This is a genomic window from Rhodococcus sp. NPDC059968 (assembly GCF_042738615.1).
In the GTDB taxonomy this organism is placed as follows: Bacteria; Actinomycetota; Actinomycetes; order Mycobacteriales; family Mycobacteriaceae; genus Rhodococcus_F.
Genome location: NZ_JBHWUE010000011.1, coordinates 91,998 through 115,782 on the forward strand (window position 1 = coordinate 91,998; position 23,785 = coordinate 115,782).

24 protein-coding genes are annotated in these 23,785 nt (G+C 67.8%); 11 read left to right on the forward strand and 13 right to left on the reverse strand.

The features are described 5' to 3' along the window. Positions 1-15: 15 nt before the first annotated feature. On the reverse strand, positions 16-654 hold the full coding sequence (locus tag ACFWAY_RS12965) for a TetR/AcrR family transcriptional regulator (protein WP_378455199.1): 639 nt from the start codon (positions 652-654) through the stop codon (positions 16-18). 70 nt (positions 655-724) lie between these two features. Here ACFWAY_RS12965 and ACFWAY_RS12970 point away from each other — a divergent pair, with 70 nt between their 5' ends. The 3 genes from ACFWAY_RS12970 to ACFWAY_RS12980 are packed head-to-tail and all read left to right on the forward strand — an operon-like array spanning position 725 to position 4,081. After that, a complete protein-coding gene (locus ACFWAY_RS12970) occupies positions 725-2,326 on the forward strand; it encodes a flavin-containing monooxygenase (RefSeq protein ID WP_378510874.1) in 1,602 nt (533 codons plus the stop codon). Next, entirely contained in the window at positions 2,323-3,153 is an 831-nt protein-coding gene (locus tag ACFWAY_RS12975; RefSeq protein ID WP_378455197.1) for an SDR family NAD(P)-dependent oxidoreductase, read from the forward strand. Before ACFWAY_RS12970 ends, ACFWAY_RS12975 begins: the two co-directional genes overlap by 4 nt. 7 nt (positions 3,154-3,160) lie before the next feature. After that, positions 3,161-4,081, forward strand: a complete 921-nt coding sequence (locus ACFWAY_RS12980; protein ID WP_378510875.1) for an alpha/beta hydrolase — start codon at positions 3,161-3,163, stop codon at positions 4,079-4,081. On the opposite strand, the gene ACFWAY_RS12985 is transcribed toward ACFWAY_RS12980, so the two are convergent. Next, positions 4,040-4,981 (reverse strand): ABC transporter substrate-binding protein, encoded by a 942-nt coding sequence (locus ACFWAY_RS12985; RefSeq protein WP_378510876.1) that lies wholly within the window; start codon positions 4,979-4,981, stop codon positions 4,040-4,042. The two genes, ACFWAY_RS12980 and ACFWAY_RS12985, sit on opposite strands and share 42 nt — an antisense overlap. A 143-nt stretch (positions 4,982-5,124) precedes the next feature. On the opposite strand from ACFWAY_RS12985, the gene ACFWAY_RS12990 reads away from it, so the two are divergent. The 4 genes from ACFWAY_RS12990 to ACFWAY_RS13005 are packed head-to-tail and all read left to right on the forward strand — an operon-like array spanning position 5,125 to position 8,669. Continuing rightward, complete coding sequence (locus tag ACFWAY_RS12990; protein ID WP_378510877.1) at positions 5,125-6,096, forward strand: ABC transporter substrate-binding protein; 972 nt, start codon at positions 5,125-5,127, stop codon at positions 6,094-6,096. 11 nt (positions 6,097-6,107) lie between these two features. Continuing rightward, positions 6,108-7,265 (forward strand): ABC transporter ATP-binding protein, encoded by a 1,158-nt coding sequence (locus tag ACFWAY_RS12995; protein WP_378510878.1) that lies wholly within the window; start codon positions 6,108-6,110, stop codon positions 7,263-7,265. Positions 7,266-7,269: 4 nt separating this feature from the next. Continuing rightward, entirely contained in the window at positions 7,270-7,968 is a 699-nt protein-coding gene (locus ACFWAY_RS13000; RefSeq protein WP_378510910.1) for an ABC transporter permease, read from the forward strand. Next, positions 7,965-8,669 (forward strand): ABC transporter permease, encoded by a 705-nt coding sequence (locus ACFWAY_RS13005; protein ID WP_378510879.1) that lies wholly within the window; start codon positions 7,965-7,967, stop codon positions 8,667-8,669. The genes ACFWAY_RS13000 and ACFWAY_RS13005 overlap by 4 nt, the downstream gene beginning before the upstream one ends. A gap of 82 nt (positions 8,670-8,751) precedes the next feature. Here ACFWAY_RS13005 and ACFWAY_RS13010 read toward each other — a convergent pair whose 3' ends face one another. From ACFWAY_RS13010 to ACFWAY_RS13020, 3 genes are all read right to left on the reverse strand, one after another. Further along, positions 8,752-9,945: an NADP-dependent malic enzyme gene (locus ACFWAY_RS13010; protein ID WP_378510880.1), complete on the reverse strand. Its 1,194-nt coding sequence runs from the start codon at positions 9,943-9,945 to the stop codon at positions 8,752-8,754. Between the two features lie 377 nt (positions 9,946-10,322). Beyond that, a complete protein-coding gene (locus ACFWAY_RS13015; RefSeq protein ID WP_378451532.1) occupies positions 10,323-10,682 on the reverse strand; it encodes a hypothetical protein in 360 nt (119 codons plus the stop codon). After that, positions 10,679-11,533, reverse strand: coding sequence for a PHP domain-containing protein (locus tag ACFWAY_RS13020; protein WP_378451533.1), 855 nt, complete (start codon positions 11,531-11,533; stop codon positions 10,679-10,681). The genes ACFWAY_RS13015 and ACFWAY_RS13020 overlap by 4 nt, the downstream gene beginning before the upstream one ends. Positions 11,534-11,679: 146 nt before the next feature. On the opposite strand from ACFWAY_RS13020, the gene corA reads away from it, so the two are divergent. Then, positions 11,680-12,771, forward strand: a complete 1,092-nt coding sequence (gene corA, locus ACFWAY_RS13025) for a magnesium/cobalt transporter CorA (protein WP_378510881.1) — start codon at positions 11,680-11,682, stop codon at positions 12,769-12,771. On the opposite strand, the gene ACFWAY_RS13030 is transcribed toward corA, so the two are convergent. Beyond that, positions 12,768-13,355 carry a suppressor of fused domain protein gene (locus ACFWAY_RS13030; protein ID WP_378510882.1) on the reverse strand — a complete coding sequence of 196 codons (588 nt, stop codon included), beginning with the start codon at positions 13,353-13,355 and terminating at the stop codon, positions 12,768-12,770. The genes corA and ACFWAY_RS13030 overlap by 4 nt on opposite strands. Positions 13,356-13,420: 65 nt before the next feature. Here ACFWAY_RS13030 and ACFWAY_RS13035 point away from each other — a divergent pair, with 65 nt between their 5' ends. Then, positions 13,421-14,116, forward strand: coding sequence for a metallophosphoesterase (locus ACFWAY_RS13035; RefSeq protein ID WP_185728757.1), 696 nt, complete (start codon positions 13,421-13,423; stop codon positions 14,114-14,116). Next, on the forward strand, positions 14,106-14,972 hold the full coding sequence (locus ACFWAY_RS13040; protein ID WP_005264657.1) for a hypothetical protein: 867 nt from the start codon (positions 14,106-14,108) through the stop codon (positions 14,970-14,972). The genes ACFWAY_RS13035 and ACFWAY_RS13040 overlap by 11 nt, the downstream gene beginning before the upstream one ends. Here the strand turns inward: ACFWAY_RS13040 and ACFWAY_RS13045 are convergent. Then, positions 14,962-16,068 (reverse strand): winged helix DNA-binding domain-containing protein, encoded by a 1,107-nt coding sequence (locus tag ACFWAY_RS13045; protein WP_378451536.1) that lies wholly within the window; start codon positions 16,066-16,068, stop codon positions 14,962-14,964. The two genes, ACFWAY_RS13040 and ACFWAY_RS13045, sit on opposite strands and share 11 nt — an antisense overlap. A gap of 75 nt (positions 16,069-16,143) precedes the next feature. Between ACFWAY_RS13045 and ACFWAY_RS13050 the strand changes: the two genes are divergently transcribed. Further along, positions 16,144-17,664 carry an MFS transporter gene (locus tag ACFWAY_RS13050; RefSeq protein WP_378510883.1) on the forward strand — a complete coding sequence of 507 codons (1,521 nt, stop codon included), beginning with the start codon at positions 16,144-16,146 and terminating at the stop codon, positions 17,662-17,664. On the opposite strand, the gene ACFWAY_RS13055 is transcribed toward ACFWAY_RS13050, so the two are convergent. The 6 genes from ACFWAY_RS13055 to ACFWAY_RS13080 form a co-directional block, all read right to left on the reverse strand. Continuing rightward, a complete protein-coding gene (locus ACFWAY_RS13055; RefSeq protein ID WP_378510884.1) occupies positions 17,654-18,823 on the reverse strand; it encodes an ABC transporter ATP-binding protein in 1,170 nt (389 codons plus the stop codon). The genes ACFWAY_RS13050 and ACFWAY_RS13055 overlap by 11 nt on opposite strands. Positions 18,824-18,827: 4 nt before the next feature. Continuing rightward, positions 18,828-19,664, reverse strand: coding sequence for a carbohydrate ABC transporter permease (locus ACFWAY_RS13060; protein WP_005239292.1), 837 nt, complete (start codon positions 19,662-19,664; stop codon positions 18,828-18,830). 2 nt (positions 19,665-19,666) lie between these two features. Next, complete coding sequence (locus tag ACFWAY_RS13065; RefSeq protein WP_378510885.1) at positions 19,667-20,614, reverse strand: carbohydrate ABC transporter permease; 948 nt, start codon at positions 20,612-20,614, stop codon at positions 19,667-19,669. Then, positions 20,611-21,975 (reverse strand): ABC transporter substrate-binding protein, encoded by a 1,365-nt coding sequence (locus ACFWAY_RS13070; protein WP_378510886.1) that lies wholly within the window; start codon positions 21,973-21,975, stop codon positions 20,611-20,613. Before ACFWAY_RS13070 ends, ACFWAY_RS13065 begins: the two co-directional genes overlap by 4 nt. A 249-nt stretch (positions 21,976-22,224) precedes the next feature. Beyond that, positions 22,225-22,716 (reverse strand): general stress protein, encoded by a 492-nt coding sequence (locus ACFWAY_RS13075; protein WP_005239275.1) that lies wholly within the window; start codon positions 22,714-22,716, stop codon positions 22,225-22,227. Between the two features lie 67 nt (positions 22,717-22,783). Further along, positions 22,784-23,746, reverse strand: a complete 963-nt coding sequence (locus ACFWAY_RS13080; RefSeq protein WP_378451540.1) for an HpcH/HpaI aldolase/citrate lyase family protein — start codon at positions 23,744-23,746, stop codon at positions 22,784-22,786. Positions 23,747-23,785: the final 39 nt, after the last annotated feature.

Sequence of the window (23,785 nt, forward strand, 5' to 3'; positions counted from 1 at the left end):
CGAGTACTAGGGGTGTCAGGTCGTGGTGGCCGACACCAGCGCGGCGGCGATCTCGGGTGCGGCGGCGACGGCGAGCGCGGGAAGGGCCTGGACGTTGAGTTCGATCAGTTCGTCGCGGGTCAGGTGCGGGTCGCGCAGCCAGGTGATCGTGACTTCCTCGACGTAGGCGATCCAGCCCCGGACGGCGAGTTCGACCGCCCGGGTGGGCTCGATCCCGATCGCAGGCAGTTGTTCGAGGGTCCGTTCGGACATCACGGCACGGGTCTCCTCGAAGACGGCGCGCATGTCCGGGTCGCCACTCGCCGTTCCCCGCAGGAGCGACACGTACGTGCCACGGTTCTCGCTGACGTAGTCGACGTACGACGCGAGCACCGAGCGCAGGATCTGCATCGGATCCCGCGCTTCCCCGACGTACGGGTCGGGGGCGGTGCGGGCGAGCATCTCACTGCTGGTGTGCCGCACGATCTCGAGGTGGAAGTCGTGCTTGGACGCGAAGTAGTGGAACAGGAGACCGCGGGAGACACCGGCCTGATCGGCGATGTCCTCGACGGAGATCTGCTCCAACGGGCGCTGCGCCAGCATCTTCGCGCCGAGGTCGATCAGTTGCGCGCGCCGTTGTTCTGGGCTGAGACGGGTCCGCTTCACGACGTCCATGAGACAAGACTACTGAACGAAGGTCAATAGGCTATTGACTGCCCCTCAATAGCGCCCTATTGTTTCTTACATGAGTCTTCCCGTCACAGATACTTCCGCCCCTACCGCAGGTGTCCGGCACATCGACACGCTGATCATCGGCAGCGGGTTCGCCGGCCTCGGCGCGGCGATCAAGCTGACCCAGGCAGGCAAGACCGACTTCCTCGTGCTCGAACGCGGCACCGACGTCGGCGGCACCTGGCGAGACAACACGTACCCGGGCGCGGCATGCGATGTTCCCTCACATCTGTACTCCTACTCGTTCGCGCTGAACCCGGAGTGGACTCGGTCGTTCTCGACGCAGCCCGAGATCCAGAAGTACATCCGGTCGGTGGCCGACAAGTACAAGGTGCGCGACAAGCACCTCTTCGGCTGTGACGTGCAGTCCGCCCACTGGAACGAGTCGACCACCCGCTGGGAGGTCAGCACCACCAAGGGCAACTTCGTCGCGAAGGTCGTCGTCTCCGCGGTCGGTGCACTGTGCGAGCCGTCCCTCCCCGACATCAAGGGCATCGAAGGCTTCGAGGGCGAGATCTTCCACTCCGCCCGCTGGAACCACGACGCCGACCTGACGGGGAAGCGCGTCGCCGTCATCGGCACCGGCGCCTCGGCCATCCAGATCGTGCCCGCCATCGGCAAGAAGGTGTCGCACCTCGACGTGTACCAGCGCACGGCGCCGTGGATCCTGCCCCGGGCGGACCGCGAGTACACGAAGCTCGAGCACACCGCGTTCAAGTACCTCCCCGGCTTCCAGAAGCTGTGCCGCACCGGGATCTACTGGATGCGCGAGAGCCAGGTCGTCGGACTCGCGAAGGCCCCCGTGTTCATGAAGCCACTGCAGATCGCGGCCGAACGCCACCTGCGCCGCCAGATCAAGGACAAGGATCTGCGCAAGAAGGTCACGCCGAACTTCCAGATCGGCTGCAAGCGCATGCTGATCTCGAACAACTACTACCCCACCCTCGCACAGGGCAACGTCGACCTGGTGACCGACGGCATCGCCGAGGTCACGGCCAACTCGGTGATCTCGAAGGACGGCACCGTCCGCGAGGTCGACGCCATCGTCGTCGCCACCGGCTTCCACGTCACCGACTCCCCCACGTTCGAGGGCATCTTCGGCAAGGACGGCCGCTCGCTCGCCGACGTCTTCGACCAGGGCGGACAGCAGGGCTACAAGGGCGCCGCGATCGCGAACTTCCCCAACATGTTCTTCCTGGTGGGCCCGAACACCGGTCTGGGCCACACCTCGATGGTCTTCATGATCGAGTCGCAGCTCAACTACCTCGTCGACGCCCTGCAGACGCTCGACAAGTACGGCATCGGCAAGATCGAGGTCCGTCAGGCCGCCCAGGACCGGTACAACGCCGAACTCCAGGAGAAGCTGTCGCACAGCGTCTGGAACAACGGTGGGTGCGCGAGCTGGTACCTCGACAAGCACGGCAACAACACCACGCTGTGGCCGGGCTTCACGTTCCAGTTCCGGAACGAGACGAAGCGCTTCGACCTCACCGCGTACGACAGCGTGGCCACCGCCGATCTGCCTGCACCCATGCACGTGAACGGCAAGATCCCCGGCCCCGCCGCCATCCCGGCACAGATCGACCTCGACGACGACAAGGTGACAGCACAGTGAGCGAGTTCGCAGGCAAGGTAGTCGTGATCACCGGAGCCGGATCCGGTATCGGCAGGGCGCTCGCCCTCAACCTGGCGGGCCGGGGTGCCCGGCTGGCGATCTCGGACATGGACACGGTCGGGCTCGCCGAGACCGCACGCCAGGCCGAGGCGCTGGGCGCCGAGGTCAAGGCCGATCACCTGGACGTCACCCAGCGCGAGGCGGTGCTCGCGTACGCCGACGAGGTGCGGGCCCACTTCGGCAAGATCAACCAGGTGTACAACAACGCCGGCATCGCCTACCACGGTGAGTTCGAGAAGTCCGAGTTCAAGGACATCGAGAAGATCATGGACGTGGACTTCTGGGGAGTCGTCAACGGCACCAAGGCCTTCCTGCCGCATCTCATCGCGTCGGGCGACGGCCACGTCGTGAACGTCTCGAGCCTCTTCGGCCTGCTGTCCATGCCGGGTCAGAGCGCGTACAACTCGGCGAAGTTCGCGGTGCGCGGTTTCACCGAGTCGCTGCGCCAGGAGATGCTGATCGCCAGGCACCCCGTCAAGGTGACGTGTGTGCACCCCGGTGGCATCAAGACGGCCATCGCCCGCAACGCCACCGCGGGACCGGGCGAGGACCTCGACACGTTCGCGAAGTTCTTCGACCAGAAGCTCGCACGCACCACTCCGGAGGCGGCTGCCGAGACCATCGTGAACGGTGTCCGCAAGAGCAAGCCGCGCGTCCTGATCGGCGCCGACGCCAAGTTCCTCGACGCCTGGGTGCGGCTCGCCGGACCGAGCTACCAGCGTGTGGTTGCCATCGTCGCCGGACGAGTCCTCCCCAAGTCGAACTGAGGTACCGATGAGCTTCCACCTGCCGCTGCCGGTCGTCGCGACGGCCCTCCGGCCGTTCTACCGCCTCAGCCTCAATGCCCGACTCCCGTACGCCGTCCAGAGGGCGATCCTCGACCTCGGCGCTCCGTTGCAGCAGGTGCCTGCGGGTGCCGTCGTCCGCCCGACCTCGCTGGCCGGGCGGCCGGCGGAGCGAATCACGGTGGGAGCCACCGAACGCCGGACCGCTGTGCTCTACCTGCACGGTGGGGCGTACACGATCGGCTCGCTCGCCACGCACCGTTCGCTGGCCGCTCACATCGCCAGGGAATCCGGCAGCGTCGTCTACACCCTCGACTACCGGCTGGCTCCGGAGCATCCGTTCCCGGCCGGGCTCGAGGACGCGGTCGCGGCGTACCTGGAGCTGAACACGGAACACGGTTACGAGACAGAGCAACTCGCCATCGCCGGCGATTCGGCGGGCGGTGGCCTCACGGTCGCCACCGCGCGCCGCCTGATCGACCGGCACGGTGTGACTCCGGCCGCGTTGGCGCTGATCTCTCCGTGGGTCGATCCCGGCCGGCGTGACACGTCGCGGGACCGGGATCTCGTGGTCAACACGGCGTGGTCGTTCGATGCCGCCGAGAAGTACCTGGGCAATGGGGACGTGCACGATCCGGGTTACGCACCGCTGCACGGAAATCTGGCGGGACTGCCGCCGACACTGATCCATGTCGGGGTGGACGAGGTGCTCTACCCGCAGATCATGGAGTTCGTCGACAAGCTGAACGAGTCGGACGTGGACGTCACGCTCACCGAGTACGCCCGGCTGTGGCACGTCGCCCACCTCCAGGCGTCCCTGGTCCGCGAGGCCGCGGACGCGGTGGCGGAACTCGGGGCGTTCCTGGGTTCACAGATGGGCGTCGAGCCACACCCGCGCCACGTCGGCTGAATCGGCACCACCGCGGACCTGGCCGATCATGTCGGCCAGGTCCGCGGTCGTCAGCTCACCCGCCACGACGTTCAACGCCTTCAGCTGGGCTTCGCCGAGGGTCCCGATCCGGAACAGCGGCACCACGTTCTGTGCGGTGAACACGTGATCGTCGTCCGCCAGCAGCACCAGATCCGCGCCCGCGACGGCGGGTGACGCGGTGGTCACCCCGGCCACCCGCACGGCTCCGTCCGCCGGTGCGGGGGCGGCGAGTTCGCCGACGGCGGCGTCGTCGTCGGCCACCGTCCGGGTCTGCGCGAACGTGCAACCGGTCAGGTCGGGAAAAGCGTCGGCCTCGAACGCCGGGGCGAGCACGGCCGTGCTCCTGCCGCACGAGGGAACAAGTTCGTCGAGGGTGGTGAGATCCAGCTGTCCGGACGTCTGCGGGGTCACCGCCAGCGCCGACCTGTCCTCGGCGGCCGCGAAGTCGGAGATCGAAAGTCCCTGCGGCAGAGCCTTGCTCAATGCCTCGAACACATCGTCCTGCTCCGTTTGCGTCGATTCGGGGTCGTAGTAGCGCAACAACCGGCCCGTGAACTCCGGCACCAGCGTGACGTTTCCGGCATCGAGCTGTCCGAGGTACGCGGTCCGGTCACCGAGGCCCCCGTCGGTGGTGACCGGCGCCCCGGTCGAACGCAGGGCACCCGCATAGATTTCGGCCAGGATCCGGCTCTCTGCTCCGTCACCCGCACCCACCACGATCTCGCCCGCCCCCTGCCCCGCGGAACTGTCGAGGGTCGTGTCACCGCCTGCGCATCCCGACGCCACCCCCGCGAGCAGTAGCAGCGCGGACGCGGCGATCAGTGCCCGGGACCATGGCCCCGGGCGCTCGGCCGATTCGTCTGTCCGTGTGTGTGCCACGTCGCGCCTTTCGTTTACCTCGAGCTGGTCGAAAACCGTGCCCTGTCCGCCCCTATCGTTACACTGGCCAACCGATGGCGCAGAAACGCGTCCACCGGTTTCCGTCGGCAGGTCCGGCGCCGGTGACAACGGGAAGGACGCTCATGCGCACCTCACGAATTCTGTCGGGCTTCACCCGCCGCTCCGTTGGCAGTATCGCTCTCGCGACGGTGGCCGTCGTGTCGCTCGCGGCGTGCGGCGGCGGATCCGACCCCCTGTCCTCTGGCGGCGCGGGATCGGGTGACGACCCCAACACGATCATCGTGGGATCGGCGAACTTCCCCGAATCGGAGACGGTCGCGAACATCTACACCGAGGTGCTCCGCGCCAACGGGTTCGACGTGACGACGAAGTTCAACATCGGCAGCCGTGAGGCCTACATTCCCGCGCTGAAGGACGGGTCGATCGACGTCATCCCCGATTACACGGGCAACCTGCTGCAGTATCTCGACCCGGATTCGACGGCCACGAGCGCCGCCGACGTGGATGCCGCGCTGCCTGCCGCTCTCGGTTCGGAACTGACGATCACCACCCCGGCCCCGGCTGAGGACAAGGATGCCGTCGTCGTCACGAAGGAGACGGCGCAGCGCTGGAACCTCACCTCCATCGCGGATCTCGCGGCGCACTCGAACGAGGTGAAGTTCGGTGCACCCGCCGAGTTCCAGGAACGTCCCGGTGGTCTGCCCGGCCTGAAGGCCAAGTACGGCCTCGACATCACGGCCGACAATTTCGTCCCGATCGCCGACGGCGGCGGTCCGGCCACGGTGGACGCCCTCGCGTCGGGGCAGATCACGGCCGCCGACATCTTCACGACGTCCCCGGCGATCGCGCAGAACGGTTTCGTGGTGCTCACGGATCCGCAGAACAACTTCGCGGCGCAGAATGTCGTCCCGGTGGTGCGCGCCACCAAGTCCTCCGACAAGCTGACCCGGGCGCTCGACGCGCTGTCGGCGAAGCTGACCACCGAAGAGCTTGTCGCGCTCAATGATTCCGTCTCGGGTGACGCGAAAACCGAGCCGGCCGCGGCCGCGAAGCAGTGGGTGACGGACCAGGGGCTCGACAAGCCGGTCTCGTAGAGGAGCCTGCCGTGATCACATTCTCGGGAGTCACGAAGCAGTACCCGGACGGCACGACGGCGGTCGACAACCTCGACCTGGAGATCGACGCCGAATCGTTCACGGTCTTCGTCGGGCCGTCCGGCTGCGGCAAGACCACGTCGATGCGGATGATCAACCGGATGATCACCCCGACCGCGGGAACGATCACGGTCGACGGCCGCGACATCGCCCAGACCGACGCGGTGAAGCTTCGACTCGGCATCGGCTACGTCATCCAGAGCGCAGGACTGCTCCCGCACCGCACGGTGGTCGACAACGTCGCGACCGTGCCGGTGCTGCGCGGCGACTCACGACGCAACGCCCGCAAGGCCGCGTTGGCTGTGCTCGAACGCGTCGGACTCGACCCGGCGCTGGCCTCCCGCTATCCCGGGCAGCTGTCCGGCGGGCAGCAACAACGCGTCGGAGTCGCGCGGGCGCTGGCCGCCGACCCACCGATCCTGCTGATGGACGAGCCGTTCAGCGCCGTCGATCCCGTTGTCCGCGAAGACCTGCAGGCCGAGATGCAGCGCCTGCAGGCCGAAATGCGCAAGACCATCGTGTTCGTCACCCACGACATCGACGAGGCCGTCAAACTCGGTGACCGGGTGGCGGTCTTCGGACCGGGCGGCCGGTTGCAGCAGTACGACGCACCCGACACGGTGCTGTCCGCGCCGGCCACCGATTTCGTCGCCTCGTTCGTGGGACGCGACCGCGGGTACCGCGGACTGTCGTTCCGGACGGCAGATCAGGTTCCGCTGCACACCATCCGGACGGCGACCGAGAGGGAGTTGCCCGGGCTCCGGCTCGAACAGGGCGAATGGGTCCTGGTCGTCACGGACGCGGGCGTACCGCGGGGATGGATCGACGTCACCGGTGTCGAGGGGGCGCGGGCCGGACGCCCCGTCTCCGAATGCACTGCGGCGGGCGGATCCCTCTTCGCCCCCGGCGCCGACCTGCGGCAGGCCCTGGACGCGGCCATCTCCTCTCCGTCGGGCATCGGGGTGGCCGTCGACGCCGACGGCGCGGTCACCGGCGGCATCCTCGGCTCCGAGGTGATCGCGAAGCTGGCCGAGCAGCGGGCGGCCGAGGATCGTGCGAGGGGTGAGCACTACTTCACTGCCCAACCGGCAACCCCGGACGGGCCGTGATCCCATGCGGTGGCTCATCGACAACTTCTCGGTCGTCGTCGACCTGACGAAGACCCATCTCTACCTCGCGCTGGTTCCGCTCCTGATCGGGTTGCTCATCGCGGTCCCGGTGGGGACCGCGATCCGGGGTGCGTCCTGGCTGCGGAAGATCACGCTGATCGTCGCGGGCATCGCGTTCACGATCCCGTCGCTGGCACTGTTCGTGACGATCCCGTCCGTCGTCGGACTGCAGATCCTGGACCCGCTCAATGTGGTGATCGCGCTGACGATCTACTCCACCGCCCTGCTGATCCGCGCTGTGCCCGAGGCCCTCGACTCCGTTCCCGCCGACGTCGTCGACTCCGCCACCGCGATGGGTTTCACCCGGCTCCGCCGGGCTCTGACCGTCGAATTGCCCCTCGCGCTACCCGTTCTCGTCGCGAACGTGAGAGTGGTGGCCGTGACCAACATCTCGCTGGTGTCGGTGGGTTCGCTGATCGGGATCGGCGGTCTCGGCACCCTGTTCACCCAGGGCTACCAGCGTGACTACCCGGACCAGATCCTCGCCGGGATCATCGCGATCGTCGTTCTGGCCCTCGCGTTCGATCTGCTGCTGTTCCTGGTCGGCTGGGCACTGACACCGTGGACCCGGCAGCAGAAGGTCCGGCGCACGCCGCTGGTCGCGGGACAGTCGGCGGCCCCGGCCGCAGAGGAGGCTTCGTGAACATCTTCGGCGGCGCGTGGGAGTACATCGTCGATCCGGGTAACTGGTCGGGTAGCACCGGTATCGGCGCCCGCATCCTCGAACACCTCTGGTACAGCTTCCTGGCGGTCGCATTGTCTGCGGTGGTCGCGGTGCCGATCGGTCTGATCATCGGACATCTGCGCAAGGGTGACGTGGTCGTGGTCGGTCTCGTCAACGCGCTCCGCTCGCTGCCGACACTGGGTCTGCTGACGTTCCTGGTGCTGCTGCTCGGGCTGGGCCTCATCCCGCCGATCCTGGCCCTGGTGATCCTCGGAATCCCGCCGGTGCTCGCGGGCACGTACGCGGGTGTCGCGAACGTCGACCGGACGGTCGTGGACGCGGCCCGCGCGATGGGAATGACCGAATGGCAGGTCCTCACACGTGTCGAGGCCCCGAATGCGCTGCCGCTCATGCTCGGCGGGCTGCGCAACGCGACCCTGCAGATCATCGCGACCGCAACGGTCGCCGCGTACGTCAACCTCGGCGGCCTGGGCCGCTACATTTTCGACGGGCTGGCCCTGCGCCAGTATGACCGGGTGCTCGTCGGTGCGCTGCTCGTGACGATCCTCGCTCTCGTCGTGGACGGACTGCTCGCGCTGGCGGTGTGGGCGTCCGTTCCGGGGACCGGCCGCCTGCGCCGCAACCCGAGATCCGAACGGATCGCCGAGCCCGCGTCGTAGCGAACAATTCACCCAACGGCAAACACCCCGACACCGGAACCGTGGGTGCGGGTTCCGGATCGGGGTGTTCGACGGATTCTCGCTAGTCGGTGACGCCTTCTGCGTGAGCAGCGGCGGCGACTGCCTCCGCGACAGCGGGGGCGACGCGAGGATCGAGCGGGCTGGGAACGATCTTGTCTACAGCCAGCTCGTCACCGACGACCGAGAGGATTGCCTCGGCGGCGGCGAGCTTCATACCTTCGGTGATCCGGCGGGCACCGGCGTCCAGCGCACCACGGAACACCCCGGGGAAGGCAAGCACATTGTTGATCTGGTTCGGGAAATCACTGCGCCCGGTCGCCACGATCGCCGCATGCCTGCGGGCGACGTCGGGGTGGATTTCCGGGTCCGGGTTCGACAACGCGAACACGATGGAGTTCTCCGCCATCGTCGCGATCAGCTCCTCCGGCACGGTCCCTGCGGACACCCCGAGGAACACATCCGCCCCGTCGAGCGCTTCGACGATGCCGCCGCGGCGTCCGGCCGGGTTGGTGCGCGCGGCCAGATCCACCTTGACCTCGTTCAGATCGTGGCGATCCTTGGAGACGATGCCCTTGGAGTCGAGGACCGTCACGTCGGCGATACCCGCGGCGAGCAGGATGTTCGCGCAGGCGACGCCGGCGGCGCCGGCACCGGAGATGACCACCCGCAGCTCGGACAGCTCCCGGTTCTGGACCTTGACCGCACCCTTGAGGGCGGCCAGGACGACGATGGCGGTGCCGTGCTGGTCGTCGTGCATGACCGGGCAGTCCAGGGCCTCGATGACCCGCTTCTCGATCTCGAAGCAGCGCGGCGCGGAGATGTCCTCGAGGTTGACCGCACCGAAACTCGGGCGCAGCCGGATCAGGGTCTCGACGATCTCGTCGGGGTCCTTGGTGTCGAGGACCAGCGGGATCGAGTTCAGGCCCGCGAAGCTCTTGAACAGGGCGGACTTGCCCTCCATCACGGGAAGCGAGGCGCGGGGGCCGATGTCCCCGAGGCCGAGCACCGCGGAACCGTCGGAGACGACGACCACGAGGCGGCTGGTCCAGGTGTACCGGTCTGCGAGCGTTTCGTCGGCGGCAATGGCGCGGGAGACCTGCGCGACGCCGGGCGTGTAGGCGATGGACAGGGCGCGCTGGGTATCGAGGGCGGTCGTGGTCTCGACCGAGAGCTTCCCCCCGATGTGGCCGGCGAAGATCTCCTCGTCGGTCAGCTCGACCTTCTGCGGTGTGGTGGATTCGGACACGATGGACACGATGACACTCCTGCTAAGTCCAGGCTCACTCGGGGCCGGGTTACTGAGAAGTAACCGTGAGGATCGGCGCTGATCTTCACAGTTACTCCACGAACGACAACTGAGGGTGAAGCTTCCGGGGTGCGCGATCACGATGGCCGCAGAACTTCCGAAGCGTCATGGCACGGGCGGGTGAGCCCTGGCAACACTGCCATAAAACCCCCGCCGAAGGGCGGTGGCGCCGACGTCGGAGTGGTGCTAAGTCTGGCACGAATATCGATGCACAATCAAATTGCCACGACAGTCAGATGTCTCACGTTTTCTGGCCTCTACCTGTGAGAATAAGTTACCGACGGGTCACTGTGAGAGCCGGTTTCACATATCGGGCCGAGCGTCCGTCAACCCCACCACTGAGTAGCCAGCAGAAGCGCCGCCGCCGCGAGGACGGCCACGGATGCGACGACGGCGACGAGGCCGTCGCGGCGGTCCGCAACCCGCTGCGCCACGATCACGAACACGGATGCGACCACATGTGCGGTGATGGAGATCGCCCCGGGGCCGGGGAAGCCCCGGCCGCCGCCCACGTAGGCGGAGCCGATGACGACGAGGCAGAGGATCACCACGCCGGCGGCGACGGCCCCGCTGAGGGCGCGCAGCGCGCGGACCACGAGAGGACTGCGTCGCGGTTCGGTGGCCGTCACCCTCCTCGGGACGGTGGGACCGTAGGGGTCGTACCGCTCGGACTCGTGCGTGTTCATGCCGAGACCACCTGCACCCCGGATGCTTTCGATACGAGGGTGTCGAATTCGTCGGCGTCCGTCGTGAACTCGCCGAGCCGGATGGCCTTGTTCGTCCCGTGATAGTCGGAGGAGCCGGTGATGGCTAAACCGAGCTCGTCGGCCAGTTCCTGCAGTACCCGTGCGTCGACCGACGAATGGTCGGGGTGATGCACCTCGAGCCCGTGCAAACCGGCTCCCGCCAGGTCGCGGACGTGATCGAGCGACAGCAGCCGTCCCCTCGTGCGGGCCCGTCCGTGGGCGAGGACGCTCACTCCCCCGGCCGCCGCCACCAGCTGCACGGCGTCGTCGAGGGGGGTGTCCGACTTGTCGACGAAGTACCGGCCGCGTGGGGCCAGCAGGTCCACGAACGCCTCACCGACGCTGCCGACCACTCCGGCGCGCATCAGGGCCCTCGCCAGGTGCGGGCGCCCCGCCGCGGGACCTGCTTCCGCGAGCACCTCGTCGGCGTCGATGGGCAGACCGTCCTCCATCATCAGCTCCGCCATGGCGCGGATTCGCACGATCCGCTCGTTCCGCAACCGTTCCCGTTCGCGCGCGAACGCCGCGTGCGCGGGATCGAACAGGTAGGCGAGGAGGTGCACCGCGACCGGGCGTCCGTCCTCACCGCGTCCTTCGCAGGACATCTCCATGCCCCGAACCAATGCGAGCCCCGCAGGCAACGCCGCGACCGCTTCGGCCCACCCCGCGGTCGTGTCGTGATCGGTGATCGCCACGATGTCGAGTCCTGCCGCCCCCGCGGCACGCACCAGGTCCGCCGGGCTGTCGGTTCCGTCGGAGGCCGTCGAATGGGTGTGGAGATCGATGAGCACCAGACCAGTCTGTCAGGTGTCGTGGCACGCGGTCCGAGCGTGCGGCCCGGACGCCTGGCGTGTCGTGCGACGCCGCCGGCCCGGAGCGGGTGCTGACGTACGATTCACCAGCAGCGTTTCCGACTCGACGGTGAAGGGAGAGGCCCGTGCCGTCTGTGCCCTCACTCCCCAAGCGCGGCAGCGACAAGGATCAGCGCAGCGGTGACAAGGATGCGGGCCCCAGGATCCGCATCCCGACCGCGCGCGCCATCGTGGACTGCGGTGTGTACGTCGACGGCACCAGGCTCCCCGGCAAGTACACGCACCAGGCCGCGATGGCCGAGGTCCGCAAGCGGGGTGAAGGGTTCGTGTGGGTCGGGTTGCTCGCCCCCGACGAGGGGCAGATGGAGAGCGTGGCCGAAACGTTCGGGCTGCACGAGTTGATGGTCGAGGACGCCGTCCACGCCCACCAGCGACCGAAGCTGGAACGCTACGACGACGTCCTGTTCCTGGTGCTGCGGACGGTCAATTACGTGCCTCACGAGTCGGTGGCCACGGCCAGCGAGATCGTCGAGACCGGCGAAATCATGGTGTTCGTGGGCGCCGACTTCGTCATCACCGTGCGGCACGGTGACCATTCCCCGCTCGCGAACGTCCGCCATGCGCTGGAGGCGAACCAGGAGCGGCTCGCCCTGGGCCCGTACGCGGTGCTGCACGCCGTCGCGGACCACGTGGTGGACACCTACCTGGAGGTCACCCAGGCCATCGAGGAGGACGTCGACGGCATGGAGGAGGCGGTGTTCAGTCCGCGCAGCAGCGTCGCGGTCGAACACATCTACCTCCTCAAGCGGGAGATCGTCGAACTCCGCAAGTCGGTGAACCCGCTGTCCAATCCGCTCCTGCGGCTGACGCGAACACCGGGCAATCCGGTGCCGAAGGAGATCCGCCGCTACTTCCGCGACGTCCTCGACCACCACACGACCGTCGCCGAGCGGATCGCCGAATACGACGAGGTCCTCAGCTCACTCGTCGATGCCGCCCTCGCCAAGATCGCCGTGCAGCAGAACACCGACATGCGCAAGATCTCGGCATGGGTGGCCATCGCGGCCGTGCCGACGATGATCGCGGGCATCTACGGCATGAACTTCGACAACATGCCCGAATTACATTGGCAGTACGGCTATCACGGCGTGGTGTTCGTGATCGCATCGGTGGCGGTGGGCTTGTTCGTCATGTTCCGCCGGAATCACTGGCTCTAGAGGGACGCGGCACCGCGGTGCGGATCGCGGACGTCGATGCCCGCCTCCGTCCAGGCGTCGCGCAGTGCGCCGGCGCCGCGCAGTCGGACCCACGCCGCCTCGGTGCCGGTGAGCGGCACGACCGCGAGGAACCGCACGGCCTCCGCCGGTTCGGGCAGCGGGAGGTCGGGGACGGTCGATTCACCGAGCAGCACGGCGGTGAACGGTGCGTCCTTCCACAGCGGCTCCCCCAGGTCGAGCAGCGCGTCCTCGACGAGAACCACCCCTTCCACCGATGGAGCCGCCGCCAGAACCGCGAGTGTGCGCGCAACTCCCGACGCCACCCCGGCGCCGCCGCGCAGGGTGAGGATCAGTTCGGCGCGGGGGCCACGGAGCGGGTCGGCCACCAGTTCGCCGGGGTCGCCCATCGGGTGCCGGGAGCACCCCAGGGTCACGTAGCGAACCAGATCCTCGTCGTCGGGCGCGAAGCGCAGCACGTCCAGCGGCTCGACGCCCAGGAACGTCACCGATGCCGCAGTCGGCTCCGGTCCCCCGATCTGCCCCAGCAGGTGCGCGCGAACGGAGGCCACAACGCTGTCAGTCACCCAGTCATCAAACCACCGAAGCCGCTCACCCGTCCTCCGGCCTCGCGAGCCGGTAGCGTCGGAGCATGGTCTCGGTACTCGCAGTGTCCGACGAGACGATCGAGTCGCTGTGGAGTTCGCAGGTGCGTGCCATGGACGTCGACCTGATCCTCGGTGCGGGCGATCTCCCGTTCGACTACCTGGAATACCTGATCGACGCGCTCGACGCGCCGTGTGTCTTCGTGCCGGGCAACCACGACGCCGACTTGTCCGGCTACTCAGCGGGACGTGTCGGATGGATGCGGGCGGGTCTGCCCTCGGCGTGGCCGGGCCCCTGCGGCGCGGTCAACGCGGACGGCCGGATCGTGCGGATCGCGGGACTGCGCATCGCGGGTCTGGGTGGATCGATCCGCTACAACGACGGCCCCAATCAGTGGACCGAGCGGCAGCAGCGGCGGCGGGCGCGCAACCTGGCGCTGACGAGTGCGTGGCACGCGCGCCGCTCGGGTGTGTCCGGCGTCGACGTGCTGCTTACGCACAGTCCGCCGCGCGGGGTGGGCGACCAGGAGGATCCGCCGCACCGGGGGTTCGAATGCTTCGAGAACCTGGCGGGCAGGTTGCAGGCCCGAGTCATGATTCACGGGCACGTCCACCCGTACGGCCGGGCGGCCGAGGACCGCACGCTCGGCGCGACGACAGTGATCAACACCGTGGGATTCACCCTGATGGAGTTGGCCCCGGGCGCCGACCCCACCATCGTGAGGCGCCGGCATGGCACGTGACACCGGGTTCCCCGCCGCCGACGCGGAGAACGATTTCACCCGCCAGCGTCGTCGCGCCGAGTTGTCGCGGCTGGTCAGCTGGCTGCGCCGCGAACCGGACGACGTCAACGAGATCCTGCCGTTCGACGAGGTGGTCGCGGCCGTCGGCCGGGTGGGGGAACGATCGCTCGGACTGCAGGTGATCCCGGTCAACTCCATCGTCGGCAGCGTCGACCGCACCCGCGACTTCGACCGGTTCTTCCGGCCGACGTCCACCCGCGTGCGCGAGCGCTGGCAACGGCTCGCGGCCGCGCAGCGCCGGGGCGAGTCGGTGCCGCCGATCCAGGTGTACCGGATCGGGTCCATGCACTTCGTCAGCGACGGCCACCACCGCGTCTCCATCGCGTACGCGATGCACTGGAGCACGATCGACGCCTACGTCACCGAGATCCAGACCAAGATCTCCCCCGACGGGATCGCGCAGCGCGGCGACCTGGTCATCAAGGACCACCGCCGCCTGTTCCTCACGCGGGTGCCGTTGAGCGGGCCGCAGCGGGCGGCGGTGGTCGTCACCGACCCCTGGGAGTACGCCGAGATCAGCCAGAGCGTCGAGGCCTGGGGCTTCAGGCTCATGCAGGAGGTGGGCGAATTCCTCAGCCGTGAGACCGTGGCCCGGCGCTGGTTCGGTGAGGAGTTCCTGCCGGTGGTCCGGATGCTGCGGGCCGCGGAGATGCTGCCCGACCACACCGACGCCGAGGCCTACCTGTGGGTGGCGCGCGAGCGTTACCGCCTTGTGCGCCAGCATGTCTGGAACGACGAGATCATCGCCGAGCTCAGTCACCTCGCACCGCGCAGGCACAAACCGGCTAGCCCGTGAACCGCACGACACGCTCGGCCGCGTCGGGGTGCGCGAACTTCAGCAGTCGCCTGCCCTCCGCCTCGATCGCGGTGCGGTGCGTCTTCGCGATGTTCGCCAACGGCTCCACTTCGAGTACCGCACGGGACTTCTCGACCACCGTCGTGGTGAACGCCGCGACCCGGCCGTTCACCAGGACGGCAGGTTTGATGATGCCGTTCTGGGTGAAGACCTGCTTCCGCACGTCGTCGTCGAGGAGGCGACTGCGGTCCGCGTGCGAAAGCAGCACGTTGTCGAACGGCGCGAGGATCCGGACGGGGGCGGGGGTGCCCGGGTCCGGCCGAGGCGCGTCGGGAAGGTCGAAGAGTTCCGATCCCGATTCCCCGGCAAACACCCGGAGTTCCGGCCGCAGCCGGTCCAGGACCTCCCCGAGCCGGGTCAGCCCCGACCAGGCCTGGGCGTCCCGCGCGCTCGCCGGGCCGAACGCGGCGAGGTAGCGCAACAGCATCGTGTCGAGGGACGGCGACGCGGACAGTGGACGACCCACCCACGATTCCAGCGTCGACAGCGCCGGTTGCCCCGATCTGCCCCAGAGCCCGCGCGGGGGAACCTGGACCATCGGGACCAGTCCCCGCACCCCGTGGGCGAGCGCGGCCCCGTCGCGGCCGGGGAACCGCTCCTCGAGCAGGGGCCGCATCTGCGATTGCGTGCGCGGTTCGTCGCGCACCAGTTCGCGGCCCGCGGCGGCGAGGGCGCCGAAGTCGATCCCGGCGAGACTCGACCGGTACTGCGTGTTGGTGTGGAGGTCGCGGTCGAGCAGCGGTTGTGTGAGCGGACGGAACGAGAGCGCGTCCGAGGCCGACAAGGCGAAGACCGTCCCGCGCATCGCGGCGATCCGCACCACCGCGCGATTCTCGACGAGGTCCGACAACGACTCGGCGCGGAATCGTGTCAACCGCGCCCACAGTGCGAAATACGGCGGGGCGGGCGCCTGGGCCTGCAGTCCGCAGAGGTGCTCGATCATGTCGAGGGCGGATGTGTCCGAACGGCTCAGGAGCCATTGCCTGGCCAGTGTCGCCCGGCCCAGCGCTCGATTCGACATGCGTTCAGACCCCACCGTGAACCCCTTCATTAGTTAGCCCCAGTACCGTGTTTGATTACGCCCGTTCACCGACCCCTACAGGAGGACCCCATGGCCGCCGGATCGACAACCGCAGCCAGGGCTCTCCTGCCCGTCATGTGTTTCGTCGTGATGATTGTCGCCGTTCTGCAGACGTTGGTGGTGCCGATCGTCGGGACCATCGGTGCGCAACTCGACGTCGGCCCCACCGCCGTCGGCTGGCTCCTCACCGCGAACCTCCTCGCGGCCGCCACCGCGACACCCGTCCTCGGCCGCCTCGCCGATCTCCGCGGCAAAAGGCCCGTCCTGCTCGGGGTGCTCGTGGTCGTGCTGCTCGGGTCCCTGATCGGTGCGGTGTCGACGTCCGTGGGGGTGTTGATCTTCGCCCGCGTGCTCCAGGGCGTGTCGTTCGCACTGTTCCCCATCGGCATCGCGGTCCTGCGTGACGAACTCCCCGCCGAGAAGCTGACCGGGGCGATGGGGATCTTCTCCGGCACCCTCGGATTCGGCGGATGCTTCGGCATCGTCCTCACCGGTGTGCTGGTGTCCGACGGCGCCGACTTCCACCGCATCTTCTGGCTGTCCTCGGCCATCACCGCCGCCGGACTCGTCCTCGCCTGGATCGCGATCCCCCGCCGCCCGCGCGTCGGCACCGGTTCCATCGACTGGATCGGTGCGGCCGGTCTCGCCGCCGGCCTGGTCCTCGTCCTGCTGCCGCTCGCCGAGGGCGGCACCTGGGGCTGGACGTCTCCCGTCACCATCGTCAGCGGAATCGCGGGAATCCTGGTCCTGATCGGCTGGTTCCTCTACGAACGCAGGATCACCGACCCACTCGTCGCGCCCCGGCTGCTGACCAACCCGCCCGTCCTCGTCACCCACGTGTCCGCGCTCGTGGTCGGCATGTCGATGTTCGTGATGTTCCTGGGCAGCTCGTACTTCGTCCAGACCCCGCGCGCGGTCGCCGGATACGGCTTCGGGGCCACCGTCCTCGAGGCCAGCACCGTGTACCTGCTGCCGGGCGCGATCAGCGGCGTCCTCGCCTCGATCCTGAGCGGAAAGCTGATCCACCGCTTCGGTTCCCGTGCCGTTCTGATCGCCGCGAGTGTCGTCGGCGTCAGCGGTTTCGTCGTGTTCGTCTTCGCCCACGACCGCACGTGGGAGGTGGTTGCGGCCATCCTGCTGGTCAACACCTACATCAGCCTCGCGTACGCGGCGCTGCCGTCGCTGCTCGTGGCCGAGGTCCGGCAGGACGAGACCGGCGTCGCGAACAGCATCAACTCAATCGCCCGGTCCGTGGGCAGTTCGTTCGCCAGTGCGCTGCTCGCGACCCTGCTCGCCGGCATCACCATCGACGGAACGGATGTCCCGACCGAATCGGCGTACGTGATCGCGTTCGTCGTCGGCGCGACCGCAGCCGCGCTCGCCGGCCTGCTGCCGTTCTTCGGGATCACGCGCACCACCCGCACCCCGTCCGACGAGGAGGAGGACGAGGTCCACGCGACCGCCCTCGCGGCCGAGTGGGGCACGGTCGGCGGTCTCGGCGGGGCGAACACCCGAGGTTCGGGTGAGCGCCACACCACGGTCAGCGGGTGAGGTTCGCTCCCGAGTCCTGATCGAACAGGGCGATCTTCGCCCGGTCGAACCACAGTTCCACCGGCCTGCCGTGCGCCGCGGACGATTCGGTCGACAACCGGGCGACCAGCTGCCCGCCGCCCGCGACCGCGGTACCCGAGTCGGCGGCGAGCTCCTCGAGTTCCCGGGACGTCACCTGCGGCCCCTCGGCAGTGAAATAGGCGTACTTGTCCGAACCCATCGACTCGAGCACCTCGACGTTGGCCGTGAACGTGGCACCGGCCGCCCTCTGCCCCTCGTCGACGAGCGCCACGTCCTCGAAGTGCTCGGGACGGATCCCGACGACGACGTCCTTCGCCGTGTTCGACGACCCGATCTTGTCGCGGGTCTCCGGGGGCAGCGTGAACTCGCCGAGCGGCGTCGTCACGCCGTCGGCGGTGAGCTGTCCCGGGAAGAAGTTCATCGACGGCGAGCCGATGAACCCCGCGACGAACAGGTTGTTCGGGTGATCGTACAGATCCTGCGGCGCCCCGATCTGCTGGACCACACCGCCCCGCAGCACCACCACCCGATCGCCGAGGGTCATCGCCTCGGTCTGATCGTGCGTGACGTACACCGTGGTGGTACCGAGTCGCTGTTGCAGCCGGGCGATCTCGGTGCGCATCTGGACGCGGAGCTTGGCGTCGAGGTTCGACAGCGGCTCGTCCATCAGGAACGCCTTGGGGTTGCGGACGATCGCCCGGCCCATCGCGACCCGCTGCCGCTGCCCGCCCGACAGATTGGCCGGTTTGCGATCGAGGTGCTGGGTGAGGTCGAGGACCTTGGCGGCGTCGTCCACCTTCGCCGCGATGTCCGACTTCGACATCTTCGCCAGCGTGAGCGGGAACGCGATGTTCTGCCGCACCGTCATGTGCGGGTACAGCGCGTACGACTGGAACACCATCGCGATGTCACGGTCCTTCGGCGCCTTCTCGTTGACCCGCTCCCCCGCGATGCGCAGTTCACCGGACGAGATGTCCTCCAGACCGGCGATCATGTTGAGAGTGGTCGACTTTCCGCACCCGGACGGTCCGACCAGAATGATGAACTCGCCGTCGGCGATCGTGATGTCGACGTCGCTCACCGCCTTGGCACCGTCCGGGTACAGCTTCGTCACCTTGTCGAGCACGATTTCGGCCACAGAATTATCCCTTCACTGCGCCGGAGGTCAGACCGGCCACGATGCGTCGTTGGAAGAACAGCACGAAGATGATGATCGGGATCGTGATCACCATTGCGGCCGCGGCGATCGAGCCCGTCGGCTCCTCGAACTGGGAGGCGCCGGTGAAGTTCGCGATCGCGGCAGGGGCGGTGATGGACCGTTCCGTCGAGGTCAGCGAGATCGCGAACAACAGGTCGTTCCAGCAGAAGATGAAGACCAGGATCGCGGCGGTGACGATGCCCGGCGCCGCCAGCGGTGCCACGACCTTCCGGAACGCCTGCGCCGGTGTGGCGCCGTCCATCTTGGCCGCCTTCTCGAGCTCCCAGGGGATCTCCTTGAAGAAGGCGGACAACGTATAGATGGCCAGCGGGAGCGCGAATGTGATGTACGGGAGGATCAGACCCGCCCAGGTGTCGAACAGCCCGAGCCTGCGCTCGATGTCGAACAACGGGCTCACGAGGGAGATCTGGGGGAACATCGCGATCAGCAGGGCCACGCCGACCAGCAACTTCTTGCCCGGGAAGTCCAGCCGGGCAATGGCGTAGGCGGCCATGGTGCCGATGACGACGGCGATCACGGTGGAGATGAGGCCGATGCCGATGGAGTTGATGAGCGCGCTGGTGAACGCGTTGGTCTGGAAGATTCCGCGGTAGTTGTCGAGGGTCCACTTCTGCGGAATGAACTTGCCGTCCTTGATCGTTCCCGCGGGTTTGAACGACAGGCTGGCGATCCACAGCACCGGGACCAGTGCGTAGAGCAGGACGAGCAGGTTGACCACGGACCAGCTGATCTTGCGGCGAGGTGTGTCGACAACGGCCATGGCTATCGGTTTCCTTCCGTGTCGGACCCGGGAGCCGAGGCGCCGAACAGCTTGATGAACACGAACGCGAGCAGTGCGACGCAGAGGAAGATGAGGACGCTGATCGCCGAGCCGATTCCGAGGTTGAACGCCTTGAACAGGTTGTCGTAGCCGAGGATCGACAGCGATCCGGTGTCGTTGGCGCCCTTGGTGAGGACGTAGATGTTGTCGAAGATCCGGAACGCGTCGAGCGTGCGGAACAGCAGCGCCACGAGGATCGCGGGTTTCATCAGCGGCAGGATGATCCGCACCAGCCGCGTCCACGCCCCGGCGCCGTCGACCTGCGCGGCCTTGAGGAGATCATCGGGGACGAGGGCCAGTCCGGCGAGCAGCAGCAGCGCCATGAACGGCGTCGTCTTCCACACCTCGGCGAGCACGATGATCGCCAGCGACGGAATCTGCTGCGTCAGCGGGGCACTGCCGTCGGGCAGCAGATTGGCGAGATACCCGGTCCCCGGCGTCCACGCGTAGTACCAGCTGTACGCGGCGGCCACGGTGACGATGCCGTACGGGATCAGCACCACCGTCCGTACGATGCCCTTCCCGACGAGCGTCCGGTGCATCACGAGTGCCAGGATCAGGCCGAGGACGAATTCGATCACCACCGACACGACCGTGATGCTCACCGTCACCGTGAAGGCCTGCCACCAGTACCCGTCCGACAGCACCGACACGTAGTTCGCGAGGCCCACGAATTTGCGGTCGTCGGGGAAGCGGAGGTCGTAGCGCTGCAAGCTCAGCCATACCGCGTAGACGACGGGGTAGGCCGTCACCGCGATCATGAGGATCGCGGCGGGCGCCACCAACCACAGTCCCAGTCGGCGTTCAGCCTTCTTCCCCTCCGAAATCTGGTTCTTCGAGGCGACTTTCGGCTCTTCGGCCCGGCCCGCCTGCACGGTTTCGGTCGTCACGGGATCAGCCCTTCCGAGTTGACCGCCTTGCGTACCTGTTCGGCGAGTTCGTCGACGGTATGCGGCGGATCGATGTCACCGACCGGATTCAGCGTGGCGGTGATCAGGGTCGAAATGCTCTGGTACGCCGGTGACACCGGGCGGACAGAAGCGGTCTCGAGGCTCTCCCGCACCTCGCGCCACGCGGGGTACGCCTCCTGGAACGCCGGATCGTCGTACAGGCTCGCCAACGTCGGCGGCACACCACCGTTGACGGCGTTGTTGCGCTGGTTCTCCTCGTTCCGCAGGCACGACACCGCCTCGAACGCCAGGTCCGGGTGCTGGCTGGTCTTCGCGACCGCGATGTTGAATCCGCCGATCGTCACCTCGGCCGGCCGCCCGGGGATCACCGACGGGTACGGCGCGGGGAGGAAGTTCTGCTGACCGTCGACGGTGAGCACCGTGTTGCCCGTGTCCACGGACGTCGGGTTGCCCTTCTCGTCGATGAACGGCAGGTCCCCTTTCTCGGCGTTCTCGATCATGCCCGGCAGCACGAACGGCCAATTGACCTCGAACGCAGCCTTTCCGCTCTCCATCCCGAGCCGGGACGACGCCTCGTCGCCCTGAGAAACCGACGGGTCGGCACCCTTCGCGGTGGCCACCCGCTTCATGACCTCGAGCGCCTGCAGGGCGGCGTCGCCGTCCGCGACCGTCACGGTGGTCCCGTCGTCGGCGACGACGGACCCGCCCGCGCTCGCGAGCAGGGTGTTGAACCACACCATCAGGCCCTCGTACTGCTTGCCCTGCACCCCGATCCAACTGGGCCTGCCCTCCGCGGCGAGGCCCTCCGCGATGTCGATCATCTGATCCCACGTCTGCGGCGGCTGCCCGTCCGGCATGAGGTCCTTGCGGTACCAGAGCAACTGGGTGTTGGTGTTCAGGGGCGCGGCGTACAGCTGGTCCTGCCACTTCGCGGATTCGAGGGGGCCTTCGAGCGTGCCCTCGCTGACCTCCGCCGCGATGCCGGGTGGGAGCGGCACCGCCCAGCCGGCCTCGGCGAACTCGGCGGTCCACACCACGTCGAGCGTCATGATGTCGAGCGACGTGTCGTTTCCGGTGAGCCGGCGGGCCAGCTGGAGCCGCTGATCGTCCGCGCCCTTCGGCAGCGTGCGTTGCTCCACGGTGTACCGGCCGCCGGCCGCGGCCGTGCAGTTGGCCGCAGCCTCCGCGTACTGTTCGGCCCCGTCGGCAGCCGTGTAGAAGCTGAGGACGATGCCCTCTTCGGACGACCCGCATGCAGCCAGCAGGGGAACGGTGAGGACGGTGGCGGCACCGATCAGTCCCCACTTCAGTGAGCGTCCGGGCTTGGTGCGATGCAGCACAGCCGCCTCCTCGAGCGGCCCTCACGGATCCAGTCGCGGTACGGCTGGGCACGCGGGCCCGCACATTTGTTCCTGCCGGAACGCGCACTCCACCGACAGGTCACGGTTTCGGCGAGGGCCTGGGCCCACGCATTGCGCCGTAAACCTATCCGACATCGTCGGCGAACTGGGTGAAATCGCCGCGAACGTCGCGAATAGGACGCAATCCGTGACCCGACCGCAACCCGCAGGTCGAGGCGGGAGCGCCGATCAGAGCGCCAGTTTGGCCAGCATGTCCCTGGCCTTCTCCGCCGACTTCGGCTCGCACAGCACGTCGTACCGCCCGGCGACCAGCTGCATCGTCGACGCGAAGTCCCGGGTCCCGCGCGTCGCCGCGTACGGGATCGTCGTGGAGATCAGCCCGAAGATGATGCCGCCGACGATGCCGACGACGAGCGGCGCCAGGAAACCACCCGTCACGATGCCCAGCAGCAAACCGAAGAACACGCCGAGCCAGGCGCCCGAAACAATGCCCCCGCCAATCACTTTCGCCCAGGTCAGGCGGCCCAGCACGCGCTCGACCTGCATGAGGTTGACACCCACGATGGTGACGTCCTCCACCGAGAATTCCTGATCGGAGAGGTAGTCGACGGCGCGCTGCGCCTCCGCGTAGGTGGGATACGAACCGATGGGCCAGCCCGTGGGGGGTTCCGGCAGAGCCCCACGCCGCGCCCCATTGGACTGTCCGAGTGGATTCGTCATCGTCAGCTGGTCTCCTCGTGTGGTTCTCTCAGGATCGGTCCTGTGAGAACCATTCTGCCTGCTGAGGCTATTTCTCGTCAGGTCGCACGAACTCGGTGGTCCGTTTCATACCCGCGGCGCGACCCTTGGCGGAGATCACGAGCGCCATCTTGCGACTCGCCTCGTCGATCATCTCGTCGCCGAGCATGACCGCACCGCGACCGCCGCCGGCCGCGGAGGTGTGGAACTCGTAGGCGTCCAGGATCAGTTCGGCCCGGTCGTAATCGTCCTGGCGGGGGCTGAACACGTCGTTCGCCGCCTCGATCTGGGTGGGATGCAGCACCCATTTGCCGTCGAAGCCGAGCGCGGCCGTGCGCTGCGCCGACCGCCGGAACGCCTCCACGTCGCGGATCTGGAGGTAGGGACCGTCGATGGCCTGGACCCCGTGCGCGCGGGCGGCCATGAGGATGGTCATCAGGATGTGGTGGTAGGCGTCGCCGCGGTCGTAGCCGTCCGGCTGCTCCCCGACGACCAGCGTGCGCATGTTGATGCTCGCCATGAAGTCGGCGGGACCGAACACCAGGGTCTGCACGCGGGGGCTGGCCGTCGCGATGGCGTCGATGTTGGTGAGCCCGATCGCATTCTCGATCTGCGGCTCGATGCCGATCCGGCCGACCTCGAGCCCGTTAGCCTTCTCTATCTGGGTCAGCAGCAGGTCGAGGGCCTGAACATGGCTGGCGTCCGGCACTTTCGGCAGCAGGATCGCGTCGAGGTGGGCGCCCGCGCGTCCCACGACCTCGACGACGTCGGCGTACGTCCACTCGGTGGTCCAGTCGTTGACCCGCACCACTTTGATCTGGTCGCCCCACCCGTCCTCGGCGAGCGCCTCGGCGATGGTGCCGCGCGCTTCCTGCTTGGCGAGCGGTGCCACCGCGTCCTCGAGGTCGAGGAAGATCTCGTCGGCGGGCAGCCCCTTCGCCTTGTCGATCATCTTGCGGTTGCTGCCCGGAACGGCGAGCACCGATCGCCGTGGCCTGTAGACGGAACTCATGACGGACGATCCTCCACTTTCGCAGGTGTTCGATTCCCT